Origin of the sequence: Nocardia sp. NPDC101769 (assembly GCF_044766925.1) — a bacterium.
Classification (GTDB): Bacteria; Actinomycetota; Actinomycetes; order Mycobacteriales; family Mycobacteriaceae; genus Nocardia.
Map to the genome: position 1 here is coordinate 1 of NZ_JBIWMX010000080.1, position 10,297 is coordinate 10,297.

At 65.5% G+C, this 10,297-nt stretch carries 13 protein-coding genes and 1 pseudogene; 7 read left to right on the forward strand and 7 right to left on the reverse strand.

Annotated features, from left to right (window positions below; genetic code table 11):
* Positions 1 to 257: 257 nt before the first annotated feature.
* Positions 258 to 845 (reverse strand): TetR/AcrR family transcriptional regulator C-terminal ligand-binding domain-containing protein, encoded by a 588-nt coding sequence (locus ACIRRA_RS44735; RefSeq protein WP_402781841.1) that lies wholly within the window; start codon positions 843 to 845, stop codon positions 258 to 260.
* A 93-nt stretch (positions 846 to 938) separates the two neighbouring features.
* On the opposite strand from ACIRRA_RS44735, the gene ACIRRA_RS44740 reads away from it, so the two are divergent.
* Positions 939 to 2,270: a carboxylesterase family protein gene (locus ACIRRA_RS44740; protein WP_402781844.1), complete on the forward strand. Its 1,332-nt coding sequence runs from the start codon at positions 939 to 941 to the stop codon at positions 2,268 to 2,270.
* 303 nt (positions 2,271 to 2,573) lie between these two features.
* Here ACIRRA_RS44740 and ACIRRA_RS44745 read toward each other — a convergent pair whose 3' ends face one another.
* Positions 2,574 to 2,762: a hypothetical protein gene (locus ACIRRA_RS44745; RefSeq protein ID WP_402781847.1), complete on the reverse strand. Its 189-nt coding sequence runs from the start codon at positions 2,760 to 2,762 to the stop codon at positions 2,574 to 2,576.
* Between the two features lie 281 nt (positions 2,763 to 3,043).
* Between ACIRRA_RS44745 and ACIRRA_RS44750 the strand changes: the two genes are divergently transcribed.
* Both ACIRRA_RS44750 and ACIRRA_RS44755 read left to right on the forward strand, forming a co-directional pair.
* On the forward strand, positions 3,044 to 3,796 hold the full coding sequence (locus ACIRRA_RS44750; RefSeq protein ID WP_402781850.1) for a beta/gamma crystallin domain-containing protein: 753 nt from the start codon (positions 3,044 to 3,046) through the stop codon (positions 3,794 to 3,796).
* Positions 3,797 to 4,558: 762 nt separating this feature from the next.
* Positions 4,559 to 4,741 (forward strand): hypothetical protein, encoded by a 183-nt coding sequence (locus tag ACIRRA_RS44755; RefSeq protein WP_402781853.1) that lies wholly within the window; start codon positions 4,559 to 4,561, stop codon positions 4,739 to 4,741.
* Positions 4,742 to 4,799: 58 nt separating this feature from the next.
* On the opposite strand, the gene ACIRRA_RS44760 is transcribed toward ACIRRA_RS44755, so the two are convergent.
* From ACIRRA_RS44760 to ACIRRA_RS44770, 3 genes are all read right to left on the reverse strand, one after another.
* On the reverse strand, positions 4,800 to 5,213 hold the full coding sequence (locus tag ACIRRA_RS44760) for a hypothetical protein (protein ID WP_402781856.1): 414 nt from the start codon (positions 5,211 to 5,213) through the stop codon (positions 4,800 to 4,802).
* Positions 5,214 to 5,322: 109 nt separating this feature from the next.
* Positions 5,323 to 5,598: a hypothetical protein gene (locus ACIRRA_RS44765; RefSeq protein WP_402781859.1), complete on the reverse strand. Its 276-nt coding sequence runs from the start codon at positions 5,596 to 5,598 to the stop codon at positions 5,323 to 5,325.
* Between the two features lie 5 nt (positions 5,599 to 5,603).
* Positions 5,604 to 5,885, reverse strand: a complete 282-nt coding sequence (locus ACIRRA_RS44770) for a hypothetical protein (protein WP_402781862.1) — start codon at positions 5,883 to 5,885, stop codon at positions 5,604 to 5,606.
* 142 nt (positions 5,886 to 6,027) lie between these two features.
* Between ACIRRA_RS44770 and ACIRRA_RS44775 the strand changes: the two are divergent.
* A pseudogene (locus tag ACIRRA_RS44775) lies at positions 6,028 to 6,177 on the forward strand (GntR family transcriptional regulator); the annotation flags it as partial.
* A 335-nt stretch (positions 6,178 to 6,512) separates the two neighbouring features.
* Here the strand turns inward: ACIRRA_RS44775 and ACIRRA_RS44780 are convergent.
* Positions 6,513 to 7,289 carry a hypothetical protein gene (locus tag ACIRRA_RS44780; protein WP_402781865.1) on the reverse strand — a complete coding sequence of 259 codons (777 nt, stop codon included), beginning with the start codon at positions 7,287 to 7,289 and terminating at the stop codon, positions 6,513 to 6,515.
* Positions 7,290 to 7,712: 423 nt separating this feature from the next.
* Positions 7,713 to 7,991 (reverse strand): hypothetical protein, encoded by a 279-nt coding sequence (locus ACIRRA_RS44785; RefSeq protein ID WP_402781868.1) that lies wholly within the window; start codon positions 7,989 to 7,991, stop codon positions 7,713 to 7,715.
* Between the two features lie 518 nt (positions 7,992 to 8,509).
* Here ACIRRA_RS44785 and ACIRRA_RS44790 point away from each other — a divergent pair.
* The 3 genes from ACIRRA_RS44790 (at position 8,510) to ACIRRA_RS44800 (ending at position 9,893) form a co-directional block, all read left to right on the forward strand.
* Positions 8,510 to 9,001 carry a hypothetical protein gene (locus ACIRRA_RS44790; RefSeq protein ID WP_402781871.1) on the forward strand — a complete coding sequence of 164 codons (492 nt, stop codon included), beginning with the start codon at positions 8,510 to 8,512 and terminating at the stop codon, positions 8,999 to 9,001.
* Between the two features lie 65 nt (positions 9,002 to 9,066).
* Positions 9,067 to 9,603 (forward strand): hypothetical protein, encoded by a 537-nt coding sequence (locus ACIRRA_RS44795; RefSeq protein WP_402781874.1) that lies wholly within the window; start codon positions 9,067 to 9,069, stop codon positions 9,601 to 9,603.
* The gene (locus ACIRRA_RS44800) at positions 9,600 to 9,893 is read left to right on the forward strand and encodes a recombinase family protein (RefSeq protein ID WP_402781877.1); all 294 of its coding nucleotides are present in this window, start codon (positions 9,600 to 9,602) and stop codon (positions 9,891 to 9,893) included. The genes ACIRRA_RS44795 and ACIRRA_RS44800 overlap by 4 nt, the downstream gene beginning before the upstream one ends.
* Positions 9,894 to 10,297 lie beyond the last annotated feature (404 nt).

Consider the following 10,297-nt stretch of genomic DNA (forward strand, 5'->3'; position numbering starts at 1 on the left):
GAGTCGACGCAGTGCCGCGGTGAAACCGGAGGGGCGGTCCCCGAGCGGGGCGAAGAAGTCGTGGTCGCAGGTTTCCACGGCACCGATGGCCCGATCGACCAGGGCCGCAATGGATGCGGTAGCCGATCAGGACATATATCCGCCCATCGGCACCGATCCCGAACCCCGATTACTACCGGAACCCCTGGTCAAGCCATTGTCGTTGTTTTCTGCACGATTACTACCTCGACCCCGATACCGGCCAGGCCGTAATGGAGTCACTCGGGTCGCGCGGCTATTCCGTCGACGATCATGCGCACCGCCTTGTCGATCTCGGCGGGCGTCAGGTCGCGGCCCAAGTGCGTGGCGTGAATGTGGATCAGGCCGCCGAGGCTCAGCACGACCAGGGCCGGATCAGCATCGGTGTCAACTTCGCCACGCGCCTGTCCTCGGCGCACAATGTCCTCGGCCACCGCGAGACGCCGGCGCCAGTACTCCTGCCGGACATCGGCGACCTCGGGATCGCCACCGTGCAGAACCACACCGCGCACCATGGCGGACCCGGTGGGCGTCGCCACGAAGCGCGCCAGCGCGGTGGTGAACCACACGAGATCGGTTCGAACCGAACCGGTGTCGGGGATCGGAACCTCGGCCTCGGTGCGCGACACCAGCGCATCCGCGAGCAGCCGCGGCAGCGTCTTCCATCGGCGGTAGATCGACGTTTCGTGCACCCCGGCGGCGGCGGCCACCTCCGCGATGCGGACCTCATCGATCCCAACGGCCTCAACCTGCGCCATTGTCGCGTCGAGCACCGCCTGCCGCAGCTTGACCCCGCGAATCTGCCCGGCCCTCGCCTGTTCGACCATGACCCGATTATCGCAAGACGTCTTGCGTTCCCGTGGAGCACACTCTAGCGTCCATATCGCAAGTCGACTTGCGATATGGATCGAGGAGGACCCATGACGGAGGTAACCGCACCCGGCGGGCGCTGGCGTGGACAGATCGCCGACGGCATCGCGGTGTTCCGCGGCGTGCGCTATGCCCGAGCGGAGCGCTTCGCGGCACCCGAACCCTGCCCGGGTACCGCCGACGCTGTGCCCGCCGTCGAACCGGGACCCATTGCACCGCAACTGCCTTCACGACTCGAGGGCGTGATGGGAGCCCCCGAGCCACACCCCTGGTCCGAGGATTGCCTGAACCTGACGGTCACCGCCCCGGCGACAACCGGCGCCACAGCGCGGCCGGTCCTGGTGTGGATCCACGGCGGCGCGTACCTCTCCGGCAGCGGCGGCTGGCGCTGCTACGACGCCCAGCGCCTGGTCCGCGAAACCGGCATCGTGGTCGTATCGATCAACTATCGACTCGGGGCGCTCGGCTATCTGCGCGCGCCGGGCGTCGCACCCGGAAACCTCGGGCTCCTGGACCAGATCACCGCCCTGGAATGGGTACGCGACAATATCGGCGCCTTCGGCGGCGACCCCGGAAAGGTCACCGTCGCAGGGCAATCCGCCGGCGGGCAGTCGATCGCCGCGCTGCTCGGCATCGAGCGCACCGCAGGGCTGTTCCAGCGCGCGATCCTGCAGAGCGCACCGCTGGGCCTGCCGTTCCACACGCCCGCCCGCGCCGAACACGTCGCCGAGGTCATGCTCGCCCGGCTCGGCACCGACCCGCAGTCCGCGTCGATCCCGGAACTGCTTCGCGCCCAAGCGGAAACGGTCCGGCACTTCGCCGGACCGGGTGGACTGAACGCGGCCCCACCCTTCCTCCCGATCGCGGGCGCCGACCCCCTGCCCGACACCACGGCCCGGCGGGCGGAAATACGACGCCGCGCATCCGGCCTCCAGGTGATCGCGGGCCATACCGCACACGAGATGGCCGCGTTCCATGTGGGTCACCCGGTCTTCGACACGATCCGTCGAGTCCCGGTCGCCGGGCCGCGCATCGCCACGGCGATATCGAATACCCTGAGCCGCAAGGTATTCGAAACTCCGATGTTCGAACTCGCCGACGAGCTCACCGCCGCCGGGGCGCGCGTGCACTGCTATCGCATACCGGCTTTGCACCCGGCCAACCCGCTCACCGCAGGGCACTGCATCGAACTGCCCCTGCTATTCGGCGACGAACACGCCTGGCGGGCCGCACCCATGCTGAACGGAATCCCGCCCGCCCACCTGAATGAACTGGGCGCTCGAATGCGACGCCAGTGGGGCGAACTCGTCACATCCGGCACTACCACGCCCAGGTGGGCGGCCCATACCTTCGGCTCCCGTGACGCCCATCGGCTGCCGTGAACTTCCCGGCTCCCGGTCACCTTCTCCGTTCTCGTCAACCGGCCGCACGGCCTCGGTCTCGGGTTCTGCGCGCGGCTGGGGCCTGGCGATGGCCCGTGGCCTGGCCCAGGCGGGGGCTCGGATGCTGGTCAGGGGTAGTGGTGTAACCGGCCGGGATCCGGCGCTAACGCTGTGATGCCCCTGGGCAAGGTCCCGGCGAGCTAGGGAATCGGCGCCGGAGTTCACATTCGCGCGGAATCCGGCGCTAACGAGTTATTACCGGTGGCCATCCCATATTTGACGTGCTCGTATGCCCCTGGGGCGTCAGGGATGTGCGGGTGAGGGGCGGGTCCGGATGGCGGCGTAGTTGGCCCAGTCGGTCGCGAGGGTCGTGGCGCGTTCGGTGGCGAATCGTGAGTTGCAGCCCACGAGGTCGGCCAGGACAGGTGCAGGGATCTCGCGCAAGAGCTCGTTGAAGGCCGCGACCCGGCCAGCGCCGGTGATGCCTGTCAAGCGGCGAATCCGTTCTCGGAGACGGGTTGTGGTGATCGGGCGGTTCGGCCGCTGTCGGCCCGTGCGGTCCAGATCCGCGAAAAGTCACGCTATCGCAGATAGTTGGCACTTATCTGCGGTAGCGCCTTAGCGCCGGATCTCGCGAAGATGCGCCTTCTGACCCCTGCTCCTCTCCGGCGAGGCCGCCCCCGACCTCATCGCGGAATTGGGGGGTTCCGGGTGTGCGTACGTCGCGCTCGGGCGGGAATCCCTGGCAGCGCTGAGTATTCGACTGAACTCCCTTGGAAGTAGACGATTGTGGACCTTCGGCCCTGGCCGAAGCCTCCGGTCAGCGCGACACTGGCTGGTGGTGCTCGGAAGGCGATCGCAGCGCAGCGACGAATCCTCCTCTGCCGGAACCCTTTCACACGGAAGGCGTGATCATGACCACCAGTCTGCAACCCAATCAAGCCACCTTCTTCACCCGCGCGCACTACCAGGGTGAGAGCTACACCTACTCCACCGACGATGGCGTTGTCGAAGCGCTGGGAGAACTCAACGACAAATTCAAATCGGTCAGGCTGGGATCCGACGCGAAAGTCCTTGCCTGGCAACACTACGGATTCGGCGGGCACTACGCGGTGTGGGAGACCGACCAGCCCGACATCAGCGGATTCGGCGGTTTGTCGGTCTTCAAAGTCGAATACCGCAGCACGCAACTGATCATGGCGCGCTTCGTCAACGCCACGCACCCCGACCGCACTCTTGCGATGAAGGTGAACACCGCGGGCAGTGACCCCGGCCTCACCGAACGCTGGCTGGCCCAGAACGACCCGAATTTCACTCCCATCGCCCTCGCGTTCGCTGACGGCCGAGCGGTCACCACCGCCCTTTATGTCCGTGACCAGGACACCTTTCTGTTCGACCCGACCGGCTCCTGCTACTTCCGCTGGAACGCCACCAGCAACGAAGTCACACTCGACCCGGGTCCGCACTTCCCGCCCGGAATGAACCACAAACAAGCCAGCGCCAACGAATTCATCTTCGAACTCTGAACCGAAACGAACGAACAGCTACCGCACGGTGTCTCGGCCCTCTCTGGGCCGAGACACCGTACCGGTACGGCACGGCCATGTTCTACAGAGGGCAATCGGTTCCCGCGAGGTGTGCGCTGGCAGCGTCGCAACCGCGGCCGACTCATTCGCGTACGGACACGCGCACGAGTCGACCGACTTGAGCCTGCTATCCGACGACCGAGGAGGATTGCGAAAACTGTTCGCCGACAGTGAATCTCATACTCTTGCTTCCAGCTGGGGCATGGGGGTCGGCGGTTACCGCAACCCAGATCATTCGTGATGTCCTGCGTCAAGGGGTTGGCAGACTTCCATGGATGGTTGGGTTTACGGCCAGACCGTCGACCTGGCCTTGCGAACTGCCGCACCGATTATGCGCTGTGGTTCGCGGGTCAACGGAGGCTGTTGGCGATTGCCCGGCCGATCTCTGGTGGGGACGGGGGTTCGCATTCGCGGTGAATGACACAGCAGGCTCGATGGTTTGCTGTTGAAGTCGAAACAGCAACGGCGCCGCAAAGTCTTTCGTTGTCGCGAGGTGAGTCATCGGCCCAATCCTGCGAAAAGTCTCGGTAAGGAATTTCCGCAGATAATGACACATTATCTGCGGAAATTCCTTAGCGCCGGATTCCGCGCGAATGCGCCGAGCAGCATCGAAGCACCAGGTCAGCGCCTCTGCGGCTTCCCCGGCTGTGGACGCGGTGAGATCCTGATCTTGGGAGGGACACGCAGTCGAAGGAGGTAGCGATGTCGAAGTCCAGCAGCAAAGGCAGCAGCCACGCCAGCGGCGGCAAGATGACCGCCAGCAGGGCCTCCGCGATCCAGAGCGCAGGTGCGCGCAATCCGAGCAGCACCACGGCGACATCAGGATTCGCCAGCCGGGCACAGTCCGCGGCCGCCACCAACACCGGCGGGTCCGGCAAGAAATAGCAACAGCCACAAACACTTTCATGATGCCCGGGGCTCGACAGTCCCGGGCATCACTGCGTTAGCGCCGGATTCCGGCCGGATGCGCCACTACCCCCGGGTAGCGGTCGCGCAGTTCGTCTTCGTCGAGGTAGTACTCGCCCTGGTCCTCGCGTGGGTAAGGGCCGGCCTTCCATTCCTTGCTGAGCGAGGCCAGTTGTTCTTTCGGCCACCGCTGGCGGTTCTCGGCCACCGACACCGCGCCGCGCAGATTACCGTCGAAGAGCACGTCACGGTCGGGGACTCGCTCGAATCGTTCGTTGTAGACGCCGAATCCTTCGTAGTCGCGCGCCAGGTTCATCGCATCGGGATCCACGACCACGATCACCTTGGAAATCTCGGCGTCCCAACCGTCTTCGTCGTCCTGGACCCGCACGAACACCGGTGCGGTGAATTGCACCCACCGAACCGGGCGGGACTCGTTGTCACCATCCACGGGCGCTGAACCTACCCGGCTTCGGTTCCGGCGGCAGAGGTCTCGCGTGCTGAACCCACGGCGGACCAATCAATCCGGTTGGTGAGCCGGGTTTCGCGTATCCGCGGGGTCAGGCTGGACGCGCGAGCGAGGCGATGACCCGCTGGACGTCGGCCAGTCGCACGACGGCGCTGGTGTCGGCACCGGTGACCCAGGCTTGCAGGATCTCCCGCATCAGCGTGGTCGCTCCGATGCCGCGTTCCTCGGCCAGGTCACGCAGTTGCGTGTCGAGGTCGAGGGGGATGCGCAGCGAGCGGGTGATCATCGGCTCGCTGGTGTCGGGGACCGGCAGCGCGGCGTTGGCTCCGGTGGCGATGAGGTCGGATAGGTTCTGTTCGATGTTCATGCCCATCACTTCCGTCCCGTGTAGCGGTCGAACACGGCTTTCTCATCCGGGAGCATCTCGCGCGCGGCGATGACGTCCCAGTCGTTGTCCTCGTGGGCCGATTCCAGGACGAACACGACCAGGTAGCGGCCCGTGTGGGTGAGACCGAACAGCGCGGTGGCCTTCGCGTCGAGGTGGCGCACCAGGCGGCGTTTGGAATGCAGCGCCTCCCAGACCTCGCCGGGTTTCACGCCGTAGACCCGAATGTTGTGCAGCCCGTCGCTGGTGAAGCTGTATCGGTCACCCACCGATACAGCGTAACACGCGCGTGATACGACGCAGTGGGTGTGGGTTCGGACATGGTGTCGGCAGGTGTCGATATCGTGGACTGCTGAAACCGGAGTTACACCAGGGGGATCGGTGACCAGAGCGCACCCGACATGACAGGACATCGCCGCTGACATCCGCCGACAGATCGCGGCTGGGGACCTCGGACCCGGCGCGGTGCTACCGCCGCGGCAGAAGCTGGCTGACAACTACGGAGTATCGGTGGGCCCGGCCAACCGGGCGATCCTGCAGCTCATCCACGACGGCGTGTTGATGTCGGATCGAAACGCCCCACGACGGGGTGTGTGGGTGCGCAGCTCGGGCGGCGTACGGACCCACACCCTCGGGCTGGTGCGGTACAAGGTGTGGATCCCGCTGCCCGACGACAGCGGCGAAGACATCGGCACCAGCATCACTTTCGCGGTCTACGGCTCGGCGGTCCCCCGTGTCGGGGAACACCTGCACTTCGATGCCGCCCCGATCGGGATCGAGGTGACCGTCGCCGACGTGGCGCACTGGTTCGCCACCGACGACAGCGAGGACGAGCTAGAAGTCCACGAGGTGACGGTGGAAGGCGTCATCGAACCGACCCACCTCGACAGCGCACGTCAGCTGTTGAATCCGGCAACCCTGTGCGAGTGGATCGACCGGTTCCCCCACCTGGAGTACATCCAGGCCCCTTCCGTCTCCCCGGAGGACATCGCGGCCCGCGTGATCTCCCCGGAGTAGACGTACCCCGGTGGGTGCCTATCACCGGCGGTGGCCTGCGCTTTATGGTCGGACATCTCGGTGAACCGCTTGATCAGCTCCGTACCGGACCGTTTCAGCACGTTCTCGGCCATCAGCGTGACGGTTTGTTGCATGTCCTGCTTCACGTCGCGCAGCAGTTCCACCTGTTCGGTGCCGCGCTGCTGTTCTGCGCTCAGCTGGGCGACCAAGCCAGCCCGCGCCGACTCGGACTGTTGAAGCTGCTGTTGCAGCCCCTCGATCCGTGTCGCCGCGTCGTCGAGCTCAGCACGGGTTCGCTCGGACTGCTGGCCTTCCTGACGGACCGCCTCCTTCAAACCAGCCTCTGTAGCCGCCGACTGCTGGAGCTGTTGTTGCAGGAGCTCGACCCGATTCACGGCGGTGTCGAGCTCACCGCGTGTCCGTTCGGCCTGCTGACGTTCCTGGCGGGCCGCTTCCTCTGCGACTGCGATCCGGCCACGTGCGCTGATGTACCCGGCACCGGCCGCCAGCACGGCGACGACGATCACAACAAGAACGAAAACGGCAATGGGGACAATCGAACTGATCACGTCAAACCCTCCATGACTCAGGCAACTTCGGGCACCGGCTCGCAACAGGCCGGTCAGGTGACACACGCGATCGACCAACAGCTCCACGGCATCGATCGGCGCCGAGCATTCCACACCGCACCGACAGCAACGCCGACTCGGCAGCCCGCCCACGGGCCCGCCACGAAGTCCGCTCACGCTTTGCCGGCCGGAATGGGCCATCAATCGCGACCTTCACTCGCATCAGGGGAAGATCACTCACCGGGCCATCGGTCGGGTCCACGAACTCACCTGTACCCGGTGCCGGGCTGCCGCTATGGCCAGAGCCCTCTGACCCGGGCTGATCCGGTGTGCGCCCCGGGACGTGACCCCGCCCGGCCTGCGGACGGAAGGCAGAACCGGGCGGGAGTGACATATCTCCACAGCAGGTACCCGACCATGGCCGTGGCCATTGCCGGATGACCACCGATCATCGTAGGTGCGCGACTATGCACCGGTCCCCCGCCACGCCGCGACACCGAACCCCCACCGCTACATCCACAGCTCGGTGTCGGGGGGCTGCCTGTCGCCGTGAGCCGACAACCGCTGAGCGAAGGTTTCCGTCCACGCCACCGTCTCCGATTCCTCGCCGAGCCCGGACGCGCGCAGCCGCATCTTCGAGGCACCGGTCCCGAGCCGGGCCTGCAACGCCAACAGCCACACTCCCCAGGAGACGTAGGCCTCCACGCTCATCCCCGCGCACTCGGCGGCATCGTTCAACGTGAGCCAGTCGTCCTCGCCGACCGTCACCACAATGTCCCTGCTCGCCATACGACCAACGCTAGACCCACCAGATGTGGCCGACGAGCCAGTACGGACGCAGCGGGTCAAACCGTCCGAGGTGTTCGGAAAACGATGGCCAGCCGCCTGCGTTTCGGAGGATCAGCCATGCTCGGGAACCGAGATTTCCGCCGGTGAACGGTCGAATCTGAGCCCCGGCCTGGACGGTCGCCGTCGCCAGGCCGCGCTCGCCGCGACCAGAGACCCGATGCTGTCGCAGGCGCGTTCGGCGGCAGCCGCACCACCCTCCAGCGCTACCTCGTCTAGGCCCACCAACACCTCGGCGGGCGGGTAGCCGGGACAGAAGATGTTGGCGAAACTCCGGGCGACACAGAGCGGGGCGGGCGACACCCTAGGAGTGAGGTAGGCGATCGGTGAGCGATTCATGCCGAAGGTAGGCATTCCCCGCTCATCACAGCGTCATCGCGTCTTCCCACGTTCCGACCGCTGTATGTTCTGGCGATTTTCCCCTCGAGTTGTGCCCAACCTTCAGTGAGGAGCTCGGTCACATGGAATCCAAGGTTTACGCCAATAAAGGCTGGCAGCACATCGGACAGGTACCGGCCGCGGGCAGCCTCTACGCCGAGGGCGGCTGGTGCTTCAACGTCAACGAACGAGCAGCCCGCACCTGCAACTCCGAGGGCCATGGCTATCAGGTCGGGAATTACTACATCATCGAGATCGCCAAGGGGGATCAGAACTACCCCTACAGCGGCGACCAGGCCCGAGTAGGTCAGCTCATCTTCCGAGTCGGCGAGAACGGCATGCCGGAATCGTTGGGGCTTCGCGGCATCTTCAGCGGCGGTGAAGATCTGTGGATGAGGATCAACGACAACGACAGCGGCATCGCTGACAATGACGGATATTTGACGCTCCGCTTCGTTTCTGCCACCGACTCCGCGGCCGCCGCACTGCGTGGGACCCCCACAAACTCCTACGGCGATCCCATCGGCACCCAGTACACACGCAACGGGGCCGGCGGATACGACAAAGTCCGGTAGCGCGGGACCGGGTGTGGGCGTCGCCGTAGCCCCGACGAGGTGACGTTCAAAGTCGGCGTTCGAGCTTGAACCACCGCTCGAACGCTGACTGGCGGGGTCATGCCTGCCTGGCCGATCACGTCCCAAGACGCGCCCTGCACGCGTGCCCCTGCACGGCCTCGGTAAGCGGGCCTGCGCCTCGGCGGATTCGACGTAGTTCGTGTTCGGAAAACGACCCCAACCACGCCGTCGACCTCGGCTTCGCCCTCGGGATATCGGTCATCGCAGCCATCTGGCTGCTGATCGTCTGGGCGCAGCACCGGTCCTTCACCGCCGAGGAAGAGAAGGACCGCGACCGCGCCCAGCAGATCCTCGGCCAACACCTCGCCGTCTTCGCCAAGGTCGTCGACGGACTGTTCACCACCATCCGCGACGTGGTCACCGCGATCTGCAAGACCTTCACGCCCAGCACCGACGCACCCACCACGGCATTGCCGCCGGAACAGGCCGAGCTGACGGCACCGCCAACGGTTGAACCCTCGGCGGTGGAACAGCTCAACGAGCCGGCCATCGAGCCGCCCACGGCCGGCCCGTTCAACGTCTCCTCCAACCCGGAGTCGTGACCCGGCCGAACGCCGCGGACCTGGCCGGCGCGCCCCGTCGCGCTGTCGGCCGCCCGCGGTCATGCCCCGACGACCTGCTCGACCTCATGCTCGATCTGCGCGACAACGGCATGTCCTACCGCCAGATCGCCGATCACCTCAACCACATCGGTATGCCCGGAGCCACCAACGAATTCACCCGCTGGCACGGCAAAACCGTCTGGAGACTGCTCCACACCCGCAGCGCGCACCACTACGCCCAAGATCGAGGCGCACGAGCACCCCGCGGCCGGATCTACCGAGCTCGATAGTCCAACCCAGGTCCGTTCGGAAAACGATCTTCGGGAAAACGAACGACAACCGCCATCGATCTCGATGACGGTGGTCGTGGATTCAGCCTTCGCTGAGGCCGGTGCTGCGTCGGCGGTCTGCTGCCGGAGGAGCGCGACTAGTCCATCCAGATGGCGACCATCGGAAAACGGTGCGACCAGGGCAGACGTCGTGTCAGTGGGTGCGTCAGGTCGATTGTAGGGTCTCAAAAGACTTGGCCAGCAACTACTCTCTGACCTGCAGCTTCTGAAGTTGTCTCACAACGTGGCCACTGCGATCTGTCTCAAAAAGATGGGGTCAAGTCCCGGGGAGTGGTGTAGCTGGGGTGGTCACCGCGTGATCCGAAATATCGGTCAGGCGGTGAGTTCTGCTGGTGCGGTCTCCT

Bases quoted from the DNA above. Each gene is read 5' to 3' on its own strand.
- ACIRRA_RS44740 (WP_402781844.1), top strand. From the start codon at position 939: ATGACGGAGGTAACCGCACCCGGCGGGCGCTGGCGTGGACAGATCGCC.
- ACIRRA_RS44735 (WP_402781841.1), bottom strand. From the start codon at position 845: ATGGTCGAACAGGCGAGGGCCGGGCAGATTCGCGGGGTCAAGCTGCGG.
- ACIRRA_RS44765 (WP_402781859.1), bottom strand. From the start codon at position 5,598: ATGAACATCGAACAGAACCTATCCGACCTCATCGCCACCGGAGCCAAC.
- ACIRRA_RS44790 (WP_402781871.1), top strand. From the start codon at position 8,510: ATGGAATCCAAGGTTTACGCCAATAAAGGCTGGCAGCACATCGGACAG.
- ACIRRA_RS44785 (WP_402781868.1), bottom strand. From the start codon at position 7,991: ATGGCGAGCAGGGACATTGTGGTGACGGTCGGCGAGGACGACTGGCTC.
- ACIRRA_RS44755 (WP_402781853.1), top strand. From the start codon at position 4,559: ATGTCGAAGTCCAGCAGCAAAGGCAGCAGCCACGCCAGCGGCGGCAAG.